This is a genomic window from Chryseobacterium vrystaatense, from assembly GCF_000737765.1.
In the GTDB taxonomy this organism is placed as follows: Bacteria; Bacteroidota; Bacteroidia; order Flavobacteriales; family Weeksellaceae; genus Chryseobacterium; species Chryseobacterium vrystaatense.
This window is the reverse complement of the sequence record NZ_JPRI01000012.1, coordinates 154,266-178,597: the sequence shown is the minus strand read 5'-3', so window position 1 is coordinate 178,597 and position 24,332 is coordinate 154,266. Positions and strand designations below refer to the sequence as shown.

17 protein-coding genes are annotated in these 24,332 nt (G+C 38.3%); 13 read left to right on the top strand and 4 right to left on the bottom strand.

Annotated features, from left to right (window positions below):
- Nucleotide 1 precedes the first annotated feature (1 nt).
- Nucleotides 2-3,007: a SusC/RagA family TonB-linked outer membrane protein gene (locus IW16_RS23145; RefSeq protein WP_034750378.1), complete on the bottom strand. Its 3,006-nt coding sequence runs from the start codon at nt 3,005-3,007 to the stop codon at nt 2-4.
- A gap of 880 nt (nt 3,008-3,887) precedes the next feature.
- On the opposite strand from IW16_RS23145, the gene kduI reads away from it, so the two are divergent.
- The 9 genes from kduI (at nt 3,888) to IW16_RS23100 (ending at nt 14,504) form a co-directional block, all read left to right on the top strand.
- Nucleotides 3,888-4,724, top strand: a complete 837-nt coding sequence (gene kduI / locus IW16_RS23140; RefSeq protein ID WP_034750375.1) for a 5-dehydro-4-deoxy-D-glucuronate isomerase — start codon at nt 3,888-3,890, stop codon at nt 4,722-4,724.
- 8 nt (nt 4,725-4,732) lie between these two features.
- A complete protein-coding gene (locus IW16_RS23135) occupies nt 4,733-5,515 on the top strand; it encodes a gluconate 5-dehydrogenase (protein WP_034750372.1) in 783 nt (260 codons plus the stop codon).
- A gap of 19 nt (nt 5,516-5,534) precedes the next feature.
- On the top strand, nt 5,535-6,932 hold the full coding sequence (uxaC, locus tag IW16_RS23130) for a glucuronate isomerase (protein WP_034751311.1): 1,398 nt from the start codon (nt 5,535-5,537) through the stop codon (nt 6,930-6,932).
- 10 nt (nt 6,933-6,942) lie between these two features.
- Complete coding sequence (locus tag IW16_RS23125) at nt 6,943-7,950, top strand: sugar kinase (RefSeq protein WP_034750369.1); 1,008 nt, start codon at nt 6,943-6,945, stop codon at nt 7,948-7,950.
- Nucleotides 7,951-7,952: 2 nt separating this feature from the next.
- On the top strand, nt 7,953-8,630 hold the full coding sequence (locus tag IW16_RS23120; protein ID WP_034750366.1) for a bifunctional 4-hydroxy-2-oxoglutarate aldolase/2-dehydro-3-deoxy-phosphogluconate aldolase: 678 nt from the start codon (nt 7,953-7,955) through the stop codon (nt 8,628-8,630).
- Nucleotides 8,631-8,876: 246 nt separating this feature from the next.
- The gene (locus tag IW16_RS23115; RefSeq protein WP_034750362.1) at nt 8,877-10,403 is read left to right on the top strand and encodes an MFS transporter; all 1,527 of its coding nucleotides are present in this window, start codon (nt 8,877-8,879) and stop codon (nt 10,401-10,403) included.
- A 117-nt stretch (nt 10,404-10,520) separates the two neighbouring features.
- Nucleotides 10,521-11,984 (top strand): tagaturonate reductase, encoded by a 1,464-nt coding sequence (locus IW16_RS23110; protein WP_034751307.1) that lies wholly within the window; start codon nt 10,521-10,523, stop codon nt 11,982-11,984.
- Between the two features lie 6 nt (nt 11,985-11,990).
- Entirely contained in the window at nt 11,991-13,604 is a 1,614-nt protein-coding gene (locus IW16_RS23105) for a UxaA family hydrolase (RefSeq protein ID WP_034750359.1), read from the top strand.
- Between the two features lie 174 nt (nt 13,605-13,778).
- Nucleotides 13,779-14,504, top strand: a complete 726-nt coding sequence (locus IW16_RS23100) for a WG repeat-containing protein (RefSeq protein WP_034750356.1) — start codon at nt 13,779-13,781, stop codon at nt 14,502-14,504.
- A gap of 218 nt (nt 14,505-14,722) precedes the next feature.
- Here the strand turns inward: IW16_RS23100 and IW16_RS23095 are convergent, their stop codons facing one another.
- The 3 genes from IW16_RS23095 to IW16_RS23085 form a co-directional block, all read right to left on the bottom strand.
- Nucleotides 14,723-15,751 (bottom strand): LacI family DNA-binding transcriptional regulator, encoded by a 1,029-nt coding sequence (locus tag IW16_RS23095; RefSeq protein ID WP_034750353.1) that lies wholly within the window; start codon nt 15,749-15,751, stop codon nt 14,723-14,725.
- A gap of 328 nt (nt 15,752-16,079) precedes the next feature.
- Nucleotides 16,080-16,889 (bottom strand): DUF4249 domain-containing protein, encoded by an 810-nt coding sequence (locus IW16_RS23090; RefSeq protein WP_034750350.1) that lies wholly within the window; start codon nt 16,887-16,889, stop codon nt 16,080-16,082.
- A 3-nt stretch (nt 16,890-16,892) separates the two neighbouring features.
- On the bottom strand, nt 16,893-19,223 hold the full coding sequence (locus tag IW16_RS23085; protein WP_034750347.1) for a TonB-dependent receptor: 2,331 nt from the start codon (nt 19,221-19,223) through the stop codon (nt 16,893-16,895).
- A gap of 606 nt (nt 19,224-19,829) precedes the next feature.
- Between IW16_RS23085 and IW16_RS23075 the strand changes: the two genes are divergently transcribed.
- The 4 genes from IW16_RS23075 to IW16_RS23060 all read left to right on the top strand — a co-directional run bounded on the left by IW16_RS23075 (nt 19,830) and on the right by IW16_RS23060 (nt 24,082).
- Complete coding sequence (locus tag IW16_RS23075) at nt 19,830-20,465, top strand: LysE family translocator (protein WP_034750342.1); 636 nt, start codon at nt 19,830-19,832, stop codon at nt 20,463-20,465.
- Between the two features lie 253 nt (nt 20,466-20,718).
- A complete protein-coding gene (locus IW16_RS23070) occupies nt 20,719-22,245 on the top strand; it encodes a T9SS type A sorting domain-containing protein (RefSeq protein WP_034750340.1) in 1,527 nt (508 codons plus the stop codon).
- Between the two features lie 160 nt (nt 22,246-22,405).
- The gene (locus IW16_RS23065) at nt 22,406-23,278 is read left to right on the top strand and encodes an AraC family transcriptional regulator (protein ID WP_034750339.1); all 873 of its coding nucleotides are present in this window, start codon (nt 22,406-22,408) and stop codon (nt 23,276-23,278) included.
- A gap of 81 nt (nt 23,279-23,359) precedes the next feature.
- Nucleotides 23,360-24,082 carry an FAD-binding oxidoreductase gene (locus IW16_RS23060; protein WP_034750338.1) on the top strand — a complete coding sequence of 241 codons (723 nt, stop codon included), beginning with the start codon at nt 23,360-23,362 and terminating at the stop codon, nt 24,080-24,082.
- The last annotated feature ends 250 nt before the right edge of the window (nt 24,083-24,332 follow it).

Here is a 24,332-nt window from a genome sequence, read left to right as displayed (position 1 = left end):
TTTAGAAAGTGATATCAATTCCTGATAAAATAAATCTGCTTCGCGGATAAGCAGAATAATCTACTCCAGGCGTAAGCGGGTTTCTTCTGGTATTTGCTTCCGGGTCGAAGCCTGAATAGCCTGTAATGGTAAATAAATTGTTCACCGTAGCATAAAGTCTCAGGTTTTTGACCCCAATGGCTTCCAGTGAACCTTTTGGTAAACTGAATCCAACGGTAACGTTGTTCAGTCTTAAAAAAGATCCGTCTTCAATGGCGTATGAATGCAGGAAATAGGCACCTGCAGGCGGCGTCCACATCGTGGTATTGGCATTAAGAGCTGCAAGAGCAGTAGGATCTGTCACCTTGACTCCCGCATCATCAAACCATCTCCATCGGTCTGCTACTTCTGCCAGCATATTATTGTCTTTATAAAGATATTGTGTGCTGTATTCTATCTTATTGGCATTGTATACCTTATTTCCGATTGAGAAATTGAAAAGCAAACTCATATCCCAGTTTTTGTATCTGAAAGTCTGAGTAAAACCACCGTAGAATTTGGGTTGTGCACTTCCTAAGTCGGTCATATCATTACTGTCGATCACCCCGTCACCATTAATGTCTTTCAGTTTAAGATCTCCCGGCTGTATAGGTTTTGCTCCGTTGGCTACAGCAGATGAACTTGCAACGCCTGCCTTCAAGGCATATGCCTGTGTTGTTGCATCATAATTGAATTCACTCACTTCATACCTTCCCGCCGTAACATATCCCCAATAAGTACCTACCGGCTTACCTACCTGGACTAAGAAATCAAACAGGTTGTTTTGCCATCCCGAAGGGTAGTAGTAATAATTGGCACTTGCTGATGCATTATTGCCTAAGCTTTTAATGGTATTTCTGTTAGAGGAAATATTGGCATCGATCTTCCATGAAAAATTTTCTTTGCTGATGATTGTACTTCCCATTGATAATTCAATACCTTTATTTTCACTGCTTCCGGAGTTTTGATATTGATACTCGTAACCGGAAGTTTGAGGTATTTTAGCCAGTAGTAAAAGGTCCTTTGTATCGGTTTTATAGACATCAAGAGTACCGTAAAGTCTGCCTTTAAAGAAGCCGAAGTCCAAACCTGCGTTATAAGAACTGGCTGTTTCCCATTTTACATTCGGGTTGGCCATAATATTTCCGGTGGTAGCCCCTGGAGTGACGCTGGTCCCGAAAGCATAGCCATAATCTGATGAAGAAGTAAAGAATGTATCATATAAGAATGCTCCTATTCTGTTGTTTCCGGATTTTCCGAATCCTAAACGGAGTTTCAGTTCATTAATGGAATTGTTTTCTTTTAGGAAATTTTCTTCTTTGATTTTCCATGCCAGTGAAGCTGCAGGAAAATATCCCCATTGGTTAGATCCCGGCTGGAAAACACTGGAGCCGTCCGCTCTCATGGATACCGTTGCAATATATTTGTTTTTGTAGATATAGTTGGCTCTTCCAAAAAATGAAGCAAGACGGTCTATATCTCCCATGGTTTTAGGCGCGTCCTGGACCATTCCTGATGGAGGGGATGCCAGCTGTACATTCGCAAATGCTTCCTGTGCGGAAGAAGATTTTGGGAACCATTTGATGTTGATAGACATCGATTCACCATCTGTTCTTACCGTTTCCTGACCTGCCAGTAAATCCAGTTTATGATTTCCAAAGGTCTTTCTGTAATTCAGGGTATTTGTATTTGTGATTCTTCTGGATTGGGTATTACTTAAAAATACGACCGGCTGATCATTGTTTTGTCTTGCCAGAGTGGTCACAGGACCCGAAAACTGATTAACGAGCTGATCTCTCTGTACATATCCTATCACACTTCGGAAAGTAAAGTCTTTGCTTATTTTATAATCAATAGTCGCGTTAAGCAATAAATCATTTCTTCCGCTTTCTTTAACTTCATCATTAGCCAGTAAAACAGGATTTACGAGATTGGTCTGATCTGCAAACAGAGGATCAAATTCATCCACATCCACAGATGAGCCTCCTTCAAAAGGCTGATATCGTATGGCGTTTCTCAATCGGTTGGTACTCTGTGAACCGGAAGCAGAAGTTCCTGCTCCGTAGATCATCTGTCTGCTGTACCGTGCATTAAGTCCAATACTCAACTTCTTTGAAACATCATAATCATATTTGAAGTTGGCCATACTGCGCTTAAATGCAGAACCAATCATCACCCCGTCTTCCTGAACATTATTCAATGTCAATGCGAATGCTGAATTTTCCGAACCTCCCGAAACAGAAACATTATGGGTAAAGTTGAAAGCTTCTCTTCCGAACACCTTATCCTGCCAGTCCGTCTTTTTCATAGACTTGTATTTATCCAGCTGATCAAACGTTCCGTAGCGTGTATTAAATGTAGTAATATCAGTTTCTAAACCATTTTTATAATACTGTTCGTACTGATAAAGTACATACTGATAGGGATCCAGAACATCAATTTTATTCTGAATTTTTCTTACCCCTACAAATCCGTTATAATTGATGGTAGTCTTAGCCTTTTTCCGGCCTCCTTTCGTTGTAATCAATACCACTCCGTTGGCTCCTCTGGAACCGAAGATAGAGGTTGATGACGCGTCTTTCAATACTTCTATTGATTCTATTTCCTTTGGAGATAATATGCTCAGGGCATTATCCATCTGAATACCGTCTACGATATAGAGCGGTGCATTGCTTTGCGTAATGGAATTTCCTCCACGCACAACGATATCGACATCAGCGCCGGGAGATCCCTCACTCAATGATACCTGTACCCCTGCAAGTCTTCCCTGAATTGCTTCTGCAGCATTCGTGGAAGGCATATCTTTAAGAGCTTCGCCTTTCACTGAAGAAACAGCATTTGTAACGTCTTTCTTAGAAACTTTTGTATATCCTACCAAAACTACATCATCCAGTTTGGTTTCCTTATCTTTTTCTTGAGCCATGGCAAGGACAGGAAGTAGAAAGACAGTTAAATATAACCACTTTATTGATTGTACTTTTTTATCCATTTTGTATCCTTATAGTTTTAATTCCTGGTTGAAAGTTTTTTTTTCAATCGTTTTTGTTTTTTGGACTTTTAAGTATTCTGCAGATTTTAGTGGTCAATAATGCTGAAAGATTATACGCTTTTATTGTGCAATCGATTGCGTAGATTTTCATAATGCATTATTCTGGCTCCTAAACTAATATTATTTTCCAATATGCAAAGAAAAAAATATTATTATTTTATTAATTTCATTGTTTAATTTATTCATCCTAAAACAATATGAAATTGATTATTTGCTATAATTAGTTGTTTTTCAGTTTTTTATATTTTGTTTTTAAACGCCTTTATCCTTTCTTATTTTTGCTGTTTTTTTTCTTGTTTAACATTGCAAGACACAAAAATCACTTAAAATTTACCGGAATTTTGGAGCGAAAAATTCCCGGAAATGATCTTGAAGTTAGAAATTTTCACCCATTTACTGATTTTTGTCATCTTTTAACGACAGAATTGGATGGAGTATTTTGTATTATTCATTGTTATGAGTTAATAGATATCGTATATAGATTAAATTTCAATTATTTGTGTTGATTTGTGATTTTAAATTTTGTGATTTTATTTGGCATGATTTTATATTTTAGTAGTTGCCGGATACTGATTTTGGGAAATTTACAATCCTATTTTACCTCTGAAATCTTTTAATTTTATTCAATATTATTATTTTATTTAGTTATAAATCAGCTATTTAATTATTTAAATTAATTTTTTGTGAACTAATTGAAGAATAATTATATATTTATCCCACAAGTATTTCTGCAGATTTTAAGTGTAATTTATGCAATCGATTACACAATGTTTAACAGGTTTGCTAAAACCGCAAAAAGAAAAGGATAAAAACCAGTAGTATGACACAATCAGAATTTCGTTACGCCCACCATCCTGAAGATGTAAAAAAGTATTCAACAGAAGACCTGAGGAGGGAGTTTCTAATCGATGATTTATTTAATGAAGATAAGATAAAACTCGTCTATTCTATGTATGACAGGCTTATCGTGGGAGGTGTAATGCCGGTATCAGATACCCTAAAACTAGAACCCATTGAAGATCTGAAAGCAGGACATTTCCTGGACAGGAGAGAGTTGGGAATAATCAACGTTGGAGGTTCCGGTACAGTAACAGTAGACGGAGAAGTATATGAGCTTGGAAATAAAGAAGCTTTATATATTGGAAAAGGTGCTAAAGAAGTACTTTTTGAAAGATCAGGTGATGAACAGCCTTATTTTTACATCAACTCAGCACCGGCCCACCATACTTATCCCACGAAAAAGATTACCCGTAACGAAGCCGAAATTGTAGAATTGGGGGAGGAGAAATACGCTAACAAACGGACGATCAATAAACTGCTTGTGAACAGTGTTCTCGAAACATGCCAGCTTCAGATGGGAATGACAGAACTTCATCCCGGAAGTGTATGGAACACAATGCCGGCCCATATTCATACCAGAAGAATGGAAGCTTATTTCTATTTTGATCTGGAAGAAGGGCAGACGGTCAATCATCTGATGGGGCAGCCGCAAGAAACACGTCATGTCTTTATGAAGAATCATGAAGCCGTATTATCTCCCGAATGGTCCATTCACTCAGGAGCAGGAACATCCAACTATACTTTTATCTGGGGAATGGCCGGAGAAAATATGGACTATGGCGATATGGACGGGATCAAAACTAACGAACTAAAGTAATTTTTCTCATGAATTTATTTGATTTATCCGGTAAAGTAGCGGTGATTACAGGCGGTACTCACGGATTGGGAATGGCAATGGCTGAAGGTCTTGCTGCGGCAGGTGCTGAACTGGCTGTTACCAGTACTACGCCATCCAAATTAGAGGCCGCTTTAGACTATTATCAGGCAAAAGGATATCAGGCAACCGGCTATCTTTTTGATGTTACGGACGAACTTGAAGCCGCTCAGAAAGTAGCTTTAATGGAAGCTACCCATGGAAAAATAGACATCCTGGTCAACAACGCGGGAATCATCAAACGTATTCCGGCAGTTGAAATGGAGGTGGAAGACTTTAGAAAAGTAATTGATGTAGATCTTACAGGACCTTTTATCATGTCTAAATTAATAGGCAAACATATGATCAAAAGAAGATCAGGAAAGATCATCAACATCTGCTCGATGATGAGTGAGCTGGGACGCGATAATGTAGCAGCATACGCTTCTGCAAAAGGCGGACTTAAAATGCTGACCAAAAATCTGGCAACAGAATGGGCAAAATACAATATTCAGGTGAACGGAATCGGTCCCGGATATTTTGCAACTTCTCAGACAGAGCCCATCAGAGTGGATGGACATCCTTTTAATGATTTTATCATCAGCAGAACTCCGGAAGGAAGATGGGGCAATCCTGAAGACCTTGCCGGAACAGCTATTTTCCTTGCTTCAGATGCCAGCAGATTCATCAACGGACAGATTATTTACGTGGATGGAGGAATTTTAGCGACCATCGGGAAACCTGCTAATGAGTAACCACAGAATTAGACTCAAAATGAAATCTTTTATTACAGATAACTTTTTATTACAAAATAAATACGCGGAAGAATTATACTTCAGATACGCAGAAAAGCAACCGATCATTGATTATCATAATCATCTGATCCCTAAAGATATTGCAGAGGACACGGTATTTGAAAACATCTCAAAAGTCTGGATTGCCGGAGACCATTACAAATGGAGAGCGATGCGTACCCTGGGAGTGAATGAAAAATTCATTACCGGTGACGCTTCTGACCAGGAAAAATTTGAGGCCTGGGCAAAAACAGTCCCTTATACTTTGAGAAATCCGTTGTATCACTGGACGCATTTAGAACTCAAAAGATATTTCGGAATTGATGAACTGCTCAATGCAGATAATGCATCAGCAATTTATGAAAACATCACTTCACAGCTTCAGAAGCCTGAAAAATCAACAAGAGGTTTGTTGAAAATGATGAACGTAGAATCTCTGTGTACTACAGAAGATCCTACAGATCTCTTGAACTATCACCAGGATTTGGCGAAAAGTGACTTCAGTATCAAAGTAAGCACAGCTTTCCGTCCTGATAAAGCCATTTTAATTGAGAATCACAATTTCGCAGATTATCTTTCCAAATTAGGAGCATCCGCTGGAATTGAGATTGTCTCTTATCAGACTTTGTGCGAAGCTTTACTCAAAAGAATCGAATATTTTCACGAAAACGGATGCAGACTCTGTGATCACGGGCTTAATAATATTTCTTTCGAAGAATATACAGAATCAGAAATCAATACGATTTTCAATGATAAATTAGCCGGAAAAGTAATTGCTGAAAAGCAGGTACATCAGTTTAAAACAGCTATTTTGTTATTTCTTGGTGAAGCGTACCATCAATACGGATGGGTGCAGCAGTTCCATCTTGGTGCACTGAGGAATAATAATGAGAGAATGCACAGAATTTTAGGTCCCGATACAGGTTGGGATTCTATCGGCGACTTTATTCAGGCTGAAACACTGTCTAAATTTTTAAATACTTTGGATGGGAAAGATAAACTGACCAAAACTATTTTATATAATCTGAACCCTGCCGACAATGAAATCTTTGCGACCATGATCGGGAATTTCAATGACGGCAGCATCAAAGGAAAAGTACAGTTCGGTTCAGGATGGTGGTTTCTGGACCAGAAAGACGGAATGATCAAGCAGATGAATGCGCTTTCAAATATGGGGCTGATCAGCTGTTTTGTGGGAATGCTTACAGATTCCAGAAGTTTCCTTTCTTACCCAAGACATGAATATTTCAGAAGAGTACTGTGCAATCTCTTTGGGGAAGAAATGAAAAACGGTGAACTGCCTGATGATATCGATCTGATCGGAAAAACGATCTCTGATATCTGCTATCACAATGCTAAAAATTATTTTGATTTTTAAATAGAACAGGATGGGCAATACAATAGTCACATTCGGTGAAGTTATCATGAGACTTTCCCCTCAGGGAAACAGAGTCATGAAACAAAGCCACGAGATGGAATTCTTTTTTGGAGGAACAGAACTTAATGTAGCCTCTTCATTGGCAACAATGGGCTGCAGCGTAAGATATGTCAGCAGTGTTTCTGAGGACTTCGTAGGTGAATCAGCTGTTTCCTTCATTAAAAGTTTTGGAATCGATACCCAATTCATCACCCAAAACGAACATCCTTTAGGGCTGTACTTCCTTGAAGCAGGGTCATCAGTTAGGGCCGGAAGAATCGCTTACAACAGATTGAACGGTTCTTTTGCCAACATTCAGCCTGGTGATGTTGACTGGAAAAAAGCACTTAAAGGCTGTAGATATTTCCACTGGACAGGCATCAGCCCAGGAATTTCCGAAGCAGCGTATGAAACGTTGAAAGAAGGTTTGAAAACAGCGCAGGAAATGGGAATTTATATAACAACGGATCCTGCTTACCGTTCCAATCTTTGGAAATACGGAAAAAGGGGAGAGGAGATTTTAAAAGAACTGGTTTCGTATTCAACGCTGTTTATTGGCGGGGTTAATGAGATCAACGAAATTTTAGGAACTCAGTTTTCATCAGATAAAAAAGGTTTCATCGAAGCCTGTAAAGAATTAAAACAACAAATACCTTCTATCCAAAAGGTTTTCGACAAAATAAGAATTGGCATCACTGCCAGCACCCAGCAAACGCAGGGAAGAGCTTTGGTGCGCGACAATTATTTTGAAACCGAACTTCTGGAAGTGAGCCCTGTCATTGACAGAATCGGAACAGGTGATGCTTTTGCAGCAGGTCTGATTTATGGTTTGATGAATTTTGATGATGAAAAAGCATTGAAATTCGCTAATGCGGCCTGCGCCATCAAACATACAATTCCCGGAGATATCAATTACTGCAGTGCAGAAGACATTTTAGAATTGATGAACGGAAGTTCAGGAGGAAGAATAAAAAGATAATTATGGCAGGATTTACCCGTATAGAAGTGGCATTAAAAGTAAAAGAAACAGGGATTGTTCCTGTATTTTACCACGCTGATGCAGAAATAGGCAAGAATATTTTAAAGGCTTGCTATGACGGCGGTGCCCGTGTTTTTGAATTTACGAACAGAGGCGATTTTGCTCACGAAGTATTTGCAGAACTGGTGAAATATTCAGCAAAAGAACTTCCTGAAATGATTTTGGGAGTTGGTTCTGTAGTTGATGCAGGAACTGCTTCTTTATATATTCAGAATGGAACCAACTTCATCGTTGCTCCGGTATTAAATCCAGAAGTGGCAAAAGTCTGCAACAGAAGAAAAATCTCATGGATGCCGGGTTGCGGTTCGGTTTCTGAAATTTCCTATGCCGAAGAACTGGGAGCTGAAATTGTGAAGATTTTCCCCGCAACACAAGTGGGCGGACCGGAATTCATCAAAGCTGTAAAAGGCCCGATGCCCTGGTCCAACATTATGCCTACAGGTGGGGTTTTGCCCACTAAAGAAAACCTCTCCCAATGGATTTCTGCAGGAGCCTATTGTGTAGGATTGGGTTCACAGTTGTTTGTGAAAAATGAAAACGGTAAATATGATTACGAAAAAATTATAGAGACTGTAGCTAATTCAATTCAAATTATAAACGAATTAAGACAATCAGTTTAAAATAAAACTTATTAAACCACTAAAGTCTGTAAATGATTCAGGGTTGCATTGAGTTAAATCAATTTGATTTGTAAATCGAAGCTAACCTTAATATTCTTAACAACTTAACGGTGCAGAAATAGATAAGTTTAAAATAAAAACGATTTTCATAATTAATAAGTCCTTGCTGAAAACAGCATGGAAAGGAGAGTTTTTGCTCTCATTTGTTTCAAGAATCAATAAAAATCAATACTATTAAAGATTGATATGAAAAAAGAAATATCCCCGAAACCGAGTACATTCAGATGGACGATATGTTTTCTGCTGTTTATTGCCACAACAATCAATTATATGGACCGGCAGGTTTTATCCCTGACATGGAAAGATTTCATTGCTCCGGAATTCCACTGGAACAATAATGACTACGGAAATATCACCGCACTATTTTCTATTTTCTATGCTGTAAGTATGCTTTTTGCAGGGAAATTTGTGGACTGGATGGATACCAAAAAAGGTTTCCTTTGGGCCATTGCCATTTGGTCGGTAGGGGCTGTATTACATGCCTTTTGCGGAATTGCCACTTCCGGCGTTTTAACCGGAAACTGGTTGGTTGGCTTTGCTGAGTCTAAAGAAATCATCGGTAGAGTAGATCATGTGGGAGCTATTATAAGCACCAGTGTGACACTGTTTATTTTTGCACGCTTCGTACTGGCGGTAGGAGAAGCAGGAAATTTTCCCGCAGCGATCAAAACAACCGCAGAATATTTTCCGAAAAAAGACAGGGCTTTTGCTACAAGTATTTTCAACGCAGGAGCTACAGTAGGCGCCTTGGCAGCACCCGTAACGATTCCTTTTATTGCGAGATCGATGGGTTGGGAATGGGCATTCATCATCATCGGAGCTTTAGGATTTGTCTGGATGGGGCTTTGGGTATTTTATTATAAGAAACCACATGTTCACCACAAAGTAAACGAACACGAATTAACGTATATTCAGCAGGATCAGGATGATATTCCGCACAGGGATTCAAATGTTCCTGAGAAAAAGTTTTCTTTCAGAGAATGTTTCAGCTACAGACAAACCTGGGCTTTTGCTTTTGGAAAATTCATGACGGATGGAATCTGGTGGTTCTTTTTATTCTGGACACCGGCGTATTTAAGTTCCGTTTACAAAATGGATTCTACCCAAAGTGCATTTCCGCTATTCGTCCTTTATATGATTACTTTACTATCCATTATCGGAGGTTGGCTTCCAAAATATTTTGTGGAAAAAAAGGGAATGAACGCTTATACAGGAAGAATGAAAGCAATGTTGATTTTTGCGTTTTTCCCGTTGCTGGCACTGCTGGCACAGCCTTTGGGATCAGTCACGTATTGGATTCCGGTCCTAATTATCGGAGTGGCCGGGGCAGCACATCAGGCATGGTCGGCCAATATTTTTTCAACAGTAGGCGATATGTTTCCTAAAAAAGCTATTGCTACCATTACAGGAATTGGTGGTATGGCGGGGGGAATCGGTTCATTTTTAATCAATAAATCTTCAGGAGTATTATTCGATCACGCTCATAAGGCATGGAGCACGGTTGATGGAATTCCTTTGTTGGAAAAATATCCGCAATACATCAACGAACGTTTACCGGAAGGTTTTTTTGAACAGCTGGAAAAATCAGGAGCGGTTGTTTCAGACGGAATCGATAAAGGATACATGATCATTTTTTCAGTATGCGCAGTGGCTTACCTCATTGCATGGAGCGTCATGAAAACACTGGTTCCAAAATATAAAGTGATTCAGTAACATTAAAATCTTTATAAGATAATCTCTCTTTACTTTTCAATAAGCAGAAGGCCGTTTCAGGCTAATTATTAAAAAAGATCATCAGTTTATGAGATGATTTTATTCAAATCAGAAAAAATGGAAAATCAGATAAAACATAAATTAAACCGTAAAAACAACGGTTCTCAGGAAAAGCTTCCCATCAAAATTGTACAGTTCGGAGGCGGGAATTTTATGAGAGGATTCACAGATTATGTGATCGATCAGCTGAATAAAAAAGCAGGCTTCAATGCGGGGATTGCTAACGTTCAGCCTACGCAGGGCGGTTCGGTTCATAGGCTTGAAGAGCAGGATAATTTGTATACCCTTTTCTCAAGAGGTATTAAGAAGGGAGAAATCATTGATACAAAACAGGTGATTTCAGCCATTCAGAAATCCATTAATCCTTATACCCATTATGATGAATTCCTTGCTTTAGCGAAGGAAGAGGAATTGGAATTTGTTTTTTCCAATACCACAGAAACCGGAATTGCTTACGATGGATCAGCGGATCATTATGAGGGCCCACACGATAATTTTCCTGCGAAAGTAACGGTTCTATTATACGAGAGATTTAAACATTTCAATGGAGCACAGGACAAAGGTTTGAGAATTATTCCTTGCGAATTGATCGAGGACAATGCATTTGTTTTAAAAGAAATTATTTTAAAATATGCACAGCTTTGGAATCTGGAAGAAGGTTTTATACAATGGATAGAACATAACAATTATTTCCACAATACATTGGTAGACAGGATTGTTCCCGGTTATCCAAAAGATGATGCAGAAACCTACGAAGACCAACTGGATTACGAAGACAGGATGATAGTGGTTTCTGAAGTTTTCCTTCTTTGGGTAATTCAGGAAGCCGGAAATTTGAAAGACAGAATTCCTTTTGATCAGATCAATGAACAGATTTTAGTGGTGGATGATATCCAGCCTTACCGTTTAAGAAAAGTAAGAATCTTAAATGGCGGCCACACCTTGATGCTGGCTCCGGCAATTTTATCAGGAAAAGAAACGGTAAAAGAATCGATTGATGATCAGTTTATCGGTGATTTTTTAAAGGATACGGTTTTCAATGAAGTCAATCCCACGTTAGGCTTAGATGAAAACGAATTAAAAGATTTTGCAGACGAAGTTTTCGACCGGTTTAGAAATCCTTTTATCAAACATCATTTAGCCAGTATTGCACTGTATTTTGTCTCTAAATTCAAAGTGAGAATCCTTCCGAGCTTATTGGGCTATGTTGAAATGAATCAGAAATTACCACTTCATTTAACGTTCTCCCTGGCATGTCTGATCAGATTCTATCAGGGAAGTTTTGGTGAAAGATCCTTACCGTTAAATGACGAAGCCCCAATCGTAAACAGATTCAAAGAGATCTGGGAAAACCGGGACTATGATCAGGTGGCAGAATTAGCTTTAAGCGAAACTGCTTTCTGGGACACAGACCTTACTCAGGTTAATGGTTTGACATCTGCGGTTGCGAAAGCATTGTGGGAAATAGATCATCATGATATGAAAACGGCCTGTCAGAATTTTATTCAATTCAATTCTTAAGAAATCATGGAAAAGAAAGTGTTGAAAGTGAACCCCAAAGATAATGTAGCAGTGGCATTGGTGGATATGACGCAGGGCGAAACTGTTACTTTGGGTGACGTTACCTATGACCTTATAAAAGACACGAAGGCCAAACATAAATTCGTGACTGAAGACCTTGCCGCTGGTGATTCTGTAATCATGTACGGCGTTTTAGTAGGAAAAGCAAGTCAGCCCATCCGGAAAGGAGAAGTGATTACCACAGAAAATGTTAAGCATCAAAGTGCTGAAGTAAAAGGTAAAACAGAAACCGCTTCCTGGACCCCTCCGAATGTTGAGAAATGGAAAGACAAAACATTTATGGGCTATCACAGGGAAGACGGACAGGTGGGAACTGAAAATGTCTGGCTGTTTTTTCCGCTGGTTTTTTGTGAAAACAGAAATGTCGAGATTTTAAAAGATGTTTTTGAAAAAGAACTGCTCTTTGAAAAAACAACAAAACATCAGTTATTACTAAGATCATTGATCAATAATTCAGAGGCAGAAATGTTTGTTGAAGAAGATCAGGATGCAAGAGTTTTTAAAAATATTGATGTAAAATTCATTACCCATCAAGGCGGTTGTGGCGGAATACGTCAGGATGCAGAAGCTTTGGGAAGGCTGTTGGCAGGATATGTGAATAATCCAAACGTAGCCGGAGCAACAGTTTTGAGCCTGGGATGTCAGAATTTACAGGTTCAGATTTTTAAAGATGCCCTGGAAAAAATAAGTCCGGATCATAAAAAGCCAATCATTGTTTACGAACAGCAAAAGTCCGGTACAGTGGATGAAATGCTGAGTGGAATTATAAAAGACTCTTACGAAGCCATTAAACAGGCCAATCAAATGCAAAGGAAACCTGCTCCCATTTCTAAACTTGTTTTAGGATTGGAATGTGGAGGGTCGGATGGATTTTCAGGAATTTCTGCCAACCCGGTTTTAGGACACTTATCAGATGTAATGGCAGCAATAGGAGGTGCCACTATGCTCTCCGAGTTTCCCGAACTGTGTGGGGTAGAGCAGGAATTAGTAAACCGTTGTGTGAATGAGGAAGATGCCGAAAGATTTTTAAAGTTAATGAAAGACTTTGAAGAATCAGTGGTTGCAGCAGGTTCAGGCTTTGATATGAATCCCTCACCGGGAAACATTAAAGACGGACTGATCACCGATGCGATGAAATCTGCCGGAGCCGCTAAAAAAGGAGGGTCATCACCCATCAATGATGTTCTCGACTTTACGGAATACATCAAAAAACCGGGCTTAAATCTCTTGTGTACACCCGGAAATGACGTAGAATGCACAACAGCTTTGGTGGGGTCAGGTTCAAACGTAGTTTTATTCACGACAGGTTTGGGAACGCCAACAGGAAATCCCGTAGTTCCGGTAGTGAAAATATCATCCAATACGGTTCTGGCAGAAAGAATGCCTGATATTATCGATTTTAATACAGGAGACGTTATTACCGGTGAAAAAACAATTGATGAAAAAGCGGAAGAGCTGCTAGAGTTTATTATCGAAGTGGCCAGCGGAAATGTAAAAACAAAAGCGGCCATTTTAAATCAGAATGATTTTATTCCCTGGAGAAGAGGGGTGAGTTTGTAAAAACTGACTGAAAAAGCTTTCTGCACAATGCAGAGAGCTTTTTTTATAAAGGTGAAAAAAATGTATATTTGAATATGATCCAAGCTGTAATCTTTTTATATGTCAATTGAAAGCATCATTAGATTGGAGATTTGCAGCGAAATAAAACTTTATATTTAAAATTTACTGAAAACAATGGATAATCCTTTAGAACTCTATCAAACAATTTTTTTATCTGAAAAGCTTAAAAAAGCAGTTTTTCAGTACAAAGACGGAAGAGTTTATACAGCTGATGAGTATAATGATATAAAGGAACTAAGCATTTCAAAAATCGTAGATTATTCACACGAAATGATTCGTTTTTATAATATTATAGATGATAAGAAGAAATGGGGAGTTATGCTGATTACCGGTTTGCAGATTATACCTCCTGTTTACGATTATATTTCTCCTCTGATAGACGAAAAATATTTTAAAATTTTTGTAGGAGACTATATCTGGAAATATGATGATGAGTCTCATGAACTCTTTTATGAATTTTTATGGGATAGTGGATCCTGGAACGGGGACGAATATAAAGGAAGATTAGGAAAGGGAAAATGGGGATTGATCAATAGAGAAAACCAGATTCTGGTTCCTGTAGAATATCAGTGGATAGATGTATTGGATCAGAATACAGTGTGTTGTAATGTGGGAGATACGCCGATTATAAAATGGTACCACGGAGATAATAAAAAAGACGTGGTGTCAATAGGTGACGGGTTATGGAAAGTTATTTATCTTAGTCGCTTCTTGAGTATAGAGACCGAACCGGGTCTTTATTATGAGGTGATTGAAAAGTTTCCCGAAGTTTATAAAAAACATACGACGCATGATTATAATATCTTTTCTTACGAATCGCAAAAAATTCATAAATTCTGATCTAATAGGCTACTGTTGACATGAATATAAGAAAAGGAATTAAGAAGCAGGAACAATTTCCTCCAATAGGGATGGGCTTTAGCCCATTTAATAAAAAGGTAAATCATAATTGGCTTTAGCCAAAAACTTATAAACAGAACGTCTTTTAGATTCTTCTCCCGTCAGAATAACAAAAAGAATTTTTTTTACACGATATATTAATCTGAACAGTAACAAAACTATTTCCTTTTAGAAGATTTCCTGATACATAATTGTGGTGTCAATACTACCTTCTTCTCAATAGACATCCCCGAACCGTTTTCTTTCACACTTTCAATAAATACCCGTCCCGCCATATTTCCCATCGTAACGGGTGTCTGATCTACAGAACTGATCGGCAGCTCCATAAATTGGGTAAAAGGTTCATTGGAAAAACCAATAACAGCCACTTCCTGTGGAATTTTTACCCCGCGTTTTTTTAATTCCTGACAGGCTCCTAAAGCGGCAAAATCACTGGCAGAAAAGATCGCATCAGGAACGGATTTTTTGTCCCACAGCTTTTTGATCGCTTCAATACCGGACTCAATAGAGCTGCCGGTAGAGGTGATGTTTTCCTCTTTTACCTGTAGGTTATGATCAAGCAAAGCCTGTTTGTAGCCGTTAAGACGGTTCTGATAAATCTCAAGATTAAGATCACCCGCAAAATGGCAGATGTTTTTATACCCTTCTTTAATCAGATGTTCTGTGGCTATATACCCTCCCCGGTAATCATCAATGGTAACGGTACTGATTCCGGGAATATCTTTTTTACGGTCAAAAAAGATAATCGGTGTATTGCTGGTTTCTAAAATATTTTTGATGTGTTCCGTGTCAATAGTGGTTTTGGAAACCGACATGAAAATGCCATCTACCTGGGCATTAAGCAAAGTACTAAGCTGTCTTCTCTCAATATTCACATCTTCGTGGCTTTGGCAGATGATTACATGATAGCCGTGCGGGGAAAGTTCCTCTTCAATACCACGAATAACGGATGAAAAAAAGTTGGTATTGATATAGGGAACGATAATTCCTACGTTTTTTGTTTCGCCACTTTTTAAAGCTTTAGCAAGATTATTCTGCTTATAATTCATTTCTTTGGCCGTCTTCCGAACCAGTTCTTTGGTCGCTTCACTTATTCTTGGATGGTCATTCAATGCCCGGGAAACAGTAGCCACACTTACATTAAGCTTCTTTGAAATGTCGTATATAGTGGCGTTTTTTTTATTCATACGTAGTTTATAAACTGTTTTTTGATAAGATGTAAATTTAATCAAATTATGGCTATCAGACTACTTTTAAGGTGAAAAATCGAATATGCCAGAGCGCCAGTTTTTTATTTTAAAGCATCATTTTTTTCAGAATCATATCATTGGTTTAAGGAATCCATAAGCATTGGTAATATCGGCTTTTATCTTTCTTCATGTTTTGATAGAATCAGATGTCTGCTGAATGGAGTATGTTATATTTTTATCAGTAATAATTTTGAGGAATTGATTCAAAAATGAAGGCTACTCCTGATGTTGGAATAGCCTTCATTTATTATATAAAAGATTATAATTACTGGATCACAATACTTTTTTTCTGTGTTGTATGTGCAGAGAAATATCCCAGTGCACCATTATTGATATTGCTCGGAGGATTGGAAGGTGTAACACCTGCACCTCCGTCTCCTGAAATCTGCAGTAATGCAGAATAATAGGTAAATATAGAATGTTCGATAGACTGCATCTCTACGTAAATTGTGTCTCCAGGTACTACTTTATGGCTGGTTGGGTCATCGTCATCGTCTTCATTAGGCAGGAAAAAAGGTCTTTGATTCACCAATCCGTTATTCACATTGTCCGAAAATACCTCAAATGTCTTTTTAGTCATGTTATTGACTGTAAAATTGAAGAGATATCGGTTTCCTAATGCAATAGGATCCGTGAAAACCGGAAGAAGAGTATAGGTTGTTTCCCCACCGAAAGCAAAGGAATCCTGGGTTAGACCATCAAAGTTTACTACTTCAGGCATGCTGCTCTGTGCTGTGTACTGTTTTCCTTCCGCCTGAATTGTAAGAGTATAGGTTCTGCCTGTTACTCCTGTAAAAGCAGTAGTTTTATATTTCCCGTCACCTACATACTGTAAAGTTTCCGTTTGACCGGTATTGTCACTTAAAATCACCTGAGCGTCTGAAACTGCAGGGTAGTGATTGTTTTCAGTAAAGGCTACAGATTTTGTTATCCTTACAAAATAAGGTCCGGGCTGATTGGTTACATTACCTTCTATGACAATGTTTCCGCTCTTGTCGTCAAGATCCAGGTCGATCTCCTTTTCACAGGAAGTTACTAAAAACAGCGTTAATATGATAAAAATAATATTCTTCATGATCTAAAATTTGAAATTATAAGTGATGTTTGGAACCCAACGGAATAATGACGTCTGCATAGCGCGGGTAGTTCCCGGATTATTTGGATTGTCTTCAAATGTAATCGTATATGCATTTTCACGGCCGTAGACATTATAAATACCAAATGACCATGAACCTTTGAAACGTTTCGTAGATTCCGGTTCATACGTGGCACTCAGGTCCATTCTGTGATAGGCCGGCATACGGTCGGCATTTCTGCTGCTGTACTGGAATATAGTCTGTCCGTTCAGTTCATATTTTGCTGTAGGGAAAGTAACGGCATTTCCTGTACTGTAAAGGAATAATCCCGACAAAGACCATCTTTTAGTCAGCTCATAAGTGGCTACAATAGAGAGGTCATGGGTTTTGTCCATCCTTGCATTATACCATTCATTGTTGTTGATTCCATCAATTTTTCTCTCTGTTTTAGACAAAGTATAAGAGATCCATCCCGTTAATCTTCCCGTTTTCTTTTTTGCGATAAGTTCCAGACCGTAAGCCCTTCCTTTTCCGTACAGTAATTCACTCTCTACATCAGCTGCCGTATCAAAAGAGATCTGCGCACCGTTTTTAAAGTCGATCTGGTTCTGCATTGATTTATAATAAATCTCCGCATTCAGTTCATAATTATTGTGATTGAAATTTCTGCTGTATCCCGCACTGATCTGATCTGCAATTTCAGGTTTTACGCTGTAGCTGCTTCCGATCCATTGGTCCGTAGGGTTTCCGCTGCTGCTGTTGCTCAGAAGATGCAGGTTCTGAGTATTACGCGAATAACCTCCTTTGACACTGCTTACCTCATTGATACGGTAATTGGCCGTGATTCTTGGTTCCAGGTTAACATAGGTTTTTCCGAACTCACCTTTCTCCAAAAACCGACTGTCTGTAATCACACCCTGATCATAGGTGTTAAAAGTATCACCCCCTAAAACACTGAACGTAGATAGTCTTAACCCATAATTAACAGTAAGTTTTTCGGTGGCCTTAAAATCATCATTGATATACACCGCATTCTCCCATGACTTTCTCGGATTTCTTGGAAAACTGCTTACACTTGTTCCCGAAGCACTGCTTGGAGTAATCGTATGGTAAATCGACTGAAGCCCGAAACGTACCGAGTGCTTATTACCCGCAAACCAGGTAAAATCCTGTTTAAGATTCCAATCCTCAATCTGCGAATCTAAGCCAAATGTATTGTCGTTGCTTTTAAGACTGATTTTATAATTGTAGTTGCTGTATATAAATGACGTATTGGAAAACAACTTACTGTTGATGATACTGTTCCATCGGAGAGTAGCCGTTGTATTTCCCCAGTCTGTAGAAAATGTATCACCTAATCCCAGAACATCCCTTCCGAAATATCCGGATAAATAAAGACGGTTGTTTTCATTGATCTGATAATTGGCTTTTAAATTCAAATCATAGAAATACAGTTTACTGTCTTTAAAATCATCGCTCCCTTTAAGAAAAAGATCGGCATAGGTTCTTCTTCCGGATACAATAAATGATGATTTTTCCTTTTGAATAGGACCTTCTACACTCAGTCGGCTGCTGATCAGACCGATTCCTCCGTTCACATTATAATCCTTATTATTTCCATCCTTCATTTTGACATCCATGACCGATGAAAGACGGCCTCCATACTGAGCCGGACTGTTTCCTTTGATAATGCTGGCGTCTTTCAGGGCATCACTGTTGAATGTACTGAAAAAACCAAGAAGATGCGAAGCGTTATAAACAGGAGCTTCATCCAGTAAGATCAGGTTCTGGTCTGTAGCACCACCTCTTACACTGAATCCACTGCTTCCTTCACCATTGCTTTTGATACCCGGTAAAAGCTGAATCGTTTTCATCACATCCTTTTCCCCAAATAAAACCGGTAGTTTTTCTATGTTTTTGATGCTTAAAGTTTCAGTTCCCATCTGGGCAGTGGAAAGGTTTTTATCCTTTTTAACCCCTGAAATAATGACTTCATCAATTTTTCCTATTTTTTCATCTTCCTGATTAAGAGGAAGATCCAGCTTCGTGTTCTGTTCAAGTTTGATGGTTTGCTCAAAATCTTTGTATCCCGGGTATGAAATAATCAGCGTGTAGTTTCCTTCAGGGAGAGACAGTGAGTAAAAGCCATATTCATTGGCCACCACCGAAATCGAAGGGTCTTCATTGACCTTTACGGTAACCCCGATCAGCAGTTCGCCATTCTTGTGATCCTTCACAGTACCGCTTACTGAGTATTTTTGCTGCGCCAGAGCCATGGAGCTGAAACAGAGTGCAGCGGCCGTGACGGCAGTCTTAAAAAACAATTTTTGCATTGAGTTTAAATTTTAATGTAGTAGAAATCTATCAAATAGTCTGTTTAATTGGGTGGATGTTACAAGAAATTAGAAGAATGAAACTTTTAATGTTAGATAAAGGGGCTATTGGTTTACTGTCAAACGAAAAAAAACAAACGATATTACTGTCTTTGAAAAAAAAATGTGGTATCAAATGACTGAAATTGAAATTTTTCCTTTTCAATCTCCGGAAAGGAAACCTGCTGTGAGTGTTTTTGGATAGGATAAGAAGAGATTTTTAAGATGCTATTGATCTCCTTTGGTACTTTTTTTTCCTGTAGAGTAAATAGGCTGCATGTGATCATCTGGTTCATAGTTTTTGGTGTGGTTATCCTGAAAAAAGTAAAAAATCCCCCTTTCGGGAATACAAAAGTAGTAAAATACTATGATCAGCATTGTAATTAAATGTAATCTTATGATTAATTAACTGTTTAAATTTTGATGAAAAGAATCCGCAATTAAAACCCAATCTTAAAAAACGGAAAAGATCAGACGTTAAATCACTTATATTTGTTCCGCCAATTTTTGTTATCGGCCGGCAATGGATTACCATATAGAGTGTTTAATTAAATGAATAAGTAAAGAATGATTCCATTTCATGACCTTCTGTTTTTTGTTGTGGCTGCCCTTATTTTAGTGATAAGCCCGGGACCCAACATGATTTATCTGATTTCAAAGTCTATAACCCAGGGAAAAAAATCGGGAATGATCTCATTAGCAGGTGTGGTCTGTGGTTTTCTGTTTCATATTGTTATGGTATCTTTTGGACTGACAGCAGTATTACTAGCGGTTCCATTAGCTTATACAGTGCTGAAAACCCTCGGTACCGTTTACCTTTTATATCTGGCCTATCAGGCCGTTAAACCCAATAGCCGGAATATATTCGAAGTTGATCAGAGCGGTTCATTCGACAGCCCTAGAAAGCTTTTTACCGTCGGTTTTCTCACCAACGTTCTGAATCCGAAAGTGGCTGTGTTTTACCTTTCTTTCTTCCCGCAGTTCATCAAACCTGAATATGGTTCTGTCCTGACACAGAGTCTGGAACTGGGCGTTATACAGGTTTTTGTAAGCTTCAGCGTTAATTTTATCATTGTTTTGACAGCTGCAAAAGTGGCCAAGTTTTTTGCGGGGAATCCTTTTTGGATCAAAGTCCAAAAGTGGTTTATGGCGAGTGTTTTAACCTTTTTAGCAGTAAAAATGGCGCTTTCAAAAGCTAAATAAACAAAAGAATTACAGACTGTTATTATCTGTGATAAATGATACCTGCTCAATTTTTTGGACTCAATGGGTATATGTGCTTAGAATACTTTGAGCTAAAACCTCATGGTTACCCCTTTCTAATTATCTTAATGATTATTTCAGTAAAATTCTGATTAGAGTCAGTCTGATTTGGAAAAATATTGAGAAAGTATTTAGTAATTTCGCGCCGTGTTTAAAACATCACAAATAATAAAAAAACGATAATTACCATTCAATGAAAAAACTTATTTCCTTTTTAGCCTTTGTGCTTTTCTTGCAGGGCTTTGCCCAGACGTTAGCATGGAGAAACCGTGACCATCTTAATGATATGTATTCCTATTCCCAGACAACCAATAAAATAGACAGTAACGGCAATGTATATCTCTTTTATTCATCCAATCCTTCCCGATACAGTACTGGTACGTACTATATAGAAAAATATACATCACAGGGAACTCGTGATACTAATTTTGGAACTAATGGAATTCTTAATATCAATACCTTTTTAGGCTATCCTAGCTCTGAAGAACCGAATATATTTTCTTTTGAAGTGACAGACAGTGATAAGCCTCTACTTTTTATAGCTACAGAGGATGGTGGTATCCCGAAGCTTTTACGCCTGAATACAGACGGAACTCCAGATCAGACTTTTGGAACTTCCGGAATTAAATATATTTTCACAGATACTTCAAAATACAGTAAGCATTACAGATCTGATCTGGTTAAAGCCAACGGAAAATATTTTATTTTTCATAATTATTCCAACCTTCAGAACAGTCCAAAAACTGAAATCGGGTGTTTTAATGAATCAGGAGAACTGATTACAGGGATGTTTGACCAGGGACTTAAACAGGTGGATTATGGAAGTGGTTATAACTTTACACAGTTGGAAGTTTTAAGGGTTTCGGGACAGTATCTTTATGCTCAGGGTATTGGATATCCATCATTAACCAGACACATCAGCAAAATAGATATTTCTTCCGGAATACAGGATAATTCTTATGATAATCTTACTCTTTATCTCATGGGGAGTAACGACAATATTTTACCGGATGGAAAAATACTTGTGGGAGGAAATGTCACCGTAAGCTCTTCAAGGACAGATCTAGTACTAAAAAGATATCTTGCTGACGGAAGTGTTGATCCCTCTTTCGGAACCAATGGTGTTACAAGATTAGGGTATCCCTGGATAGCTCTTAACTTCGCTCAAATAGTGAATCTTCCTAACGGTGATTTCTTGGTTGGAATTTATTATGTATCTACGGCAAGTTCAGGAGGCAGGCAAGATGCTTTGATTTATATTAAAAGTAATGGAGAGGTAAAGAGCAGTTTTGGAGGGAATATACCTAATAATGGAGTTCCCATTCCCGGTATTTTTGGCATAGGTTCTTATGGCTCACCAGTTTCATACAGTTTAAAACCAGATTATATAGTTGTGACATCTTCCAGGACTTATATGGGGGAGAGTCTTAACAATTCAAAGGTTAATCTTAATTTCGCAACATTGTCTGTGGCTGAAACAATTAAGGATCCTTCTTTCAGTTTTTATCCAAATCCCGTGAAGTCTACAGGAATATTGACTCTTAAGGATAACAGCGAAGCTTCATTCAACCTGTCAGATTCCAGCGGAAAGCTTATTTTCGGAAATCAGATCTTTAAAAATAAAGCAGAAATTGATTTTTCCAGCCTCACCAGTGGAGTCTACTATCTGAATATCAAACAGAAGGATAAAGAAAGCACCCGGAAGATTATAAAAGAATAATTATATAAAGATGGAAAGCTCAGGAATATACTACCTGAGCTTTTTTATTGATGGACATCTGCCAGCTCATTGTCATGATTTTTATATTTAATTTAAAGGAAAACACTTTAGTTTGCGTCTTTTCTTATGAGTATGTCTAACTTTATTGCAATATTTTAAGATGAAACAGTCCATTCCCACCTACGATTTAAGCAGTATTACAAAGCATGGCATTTTGATCGAAAGAATTGAAAAACGGACCTTCAGTGCAGAAGGCAATCTTTTTGATAAAGGAATTCATCGCGATAGCCATTATATTTTCACCTTTATGGAAAGTGGACGGGCCAGAATGATGGTCGATTTTAAAATCATAGAGGCTAAAGATGCATCGATTTTCTTTCTGCTTCCCGGTCAGGTTCATGAAGGAATTCTTATGGACGACGTCAGTGGTTGGTTTATTGCTGTTAAAGCAGATCTGCTGCCTGATACAGTCAGAACAGTTTTCGAAGAATCATTGGTTGATATACAGCCTGTTTCTATTGATGAGAACTGGATGAACAAACTCAATACCTGCGCAGGAATGCTTCAGATGTCGTATACAGAAGAGATGATGGAAACAAGGGAAGGGTTTCTCGTTGTTCAGTCCTTCATGAATGCTTTTACAGGAATGTACGCCTTGATTTTTTTAGAAGAATACAGCCCTGAAATATCCAGTGAAAGCCGGGCGGTTCAGCTGGCCCGAAAATTCAGGGTTCTCATAAGAAAAGAATTTAAAACTCTGAAAAGCCCATCCGGTTATGCTGATCTTTTAAATATTTCCCGGGGATATTTATCCGAAGTGATCCGCGAAGTAACCGGAAGATCCGCCCAGTACTGGATTCATCAGGAAGTTTTGATAGAAGCTAAAAGACTGCTGTCTTTCACCCAGCTCACCGTAAAAGAAATTGCTTATGAACTAGGGTACAGCGACCATACTTATTTCTCAAGGTTATTTTCCAAGGCCGAAGGCTTTCCGCCATCAGAATTCCGGGACAAAAACCGGAAGAAATACTAAACCCCGAATTGTCCAATCAATTCCCTGAAACAGCTATCGCTCTGCTTTCAATTAGCGCTTTCCTTTGCATTAAAATTTTTTATGCCAAGTTTACCAAAATGGATGAATGACACTTTAGAAAATGTCATGTCTTCAAAATTTAAAGAATGCACGGTTATCCATATACAATCTGTTTCAAATGAACTTCGCCTCATCCGTTTTGCCTCTGACCTGGAAGATGTCGTTTTTGAACCTGCTTATGCCATAGGAATAAGAGTCAACGAAAGAGATTACCGTAATTATTCACCTTTTAATTTTAATAAAATCACAGGCACCTTCGATGTGATATTTCATCTTCATGATACAGATTCTGCAGGAAGCAGTTTTATCAATAGTCTTTCAGAGGGTGATACTACAAAAATCTTAATGCCCAGAGGTAAGCGTTTTTTTTCAACAGATGCAGAGATTCATTTCTCCATCGGCGACGAAACGTCTCTCGGAAGTTCGCTGTCTATTAAAGAAGCCGCAGAAGAAATTGGGGGTTCATTCGTATGCCTCCACGAATTGGAAGATTCTTCAGCATTGAAAGAACTGGAACTGTACGGGTATTATGCTCCAAAAAAAGATATACAGAATATTATGGAAGCTTTGAACGATTTTCTGAAAGAAGAAAAAGAGGCGGTTTATCATAATGAAGCTGTCTTTTATCTTACAGGAAATGGAAATACCATGTCTGTGATCAGGAAATTCCTTAAAGCAAAAGGGGTGGATTCCAAATGCATCCGTTCGCAGGCGTATTGGATTGAGGGAAAGAAAGGATTGTAGGTTTTTTGTTGGATATGTAGAGTGAAAATCTTTGATTTTCCCTTATGACTTAAGTGTATTTTTAATACGCGGAATATTTACCTTAAAATCACTAAGGTGTTCAAGAACTTTAGTGGATGTTATCTACTTTTTTAAACCACCCCGTCAAAAATTCTTTGAATTTTCGCCACCCCTCCGTAGGAGGGGAATTTAATCCTACGAATTATAGTTGGCTTAATAGATTGGTCTATTTGATGTTGGATCATCGAAT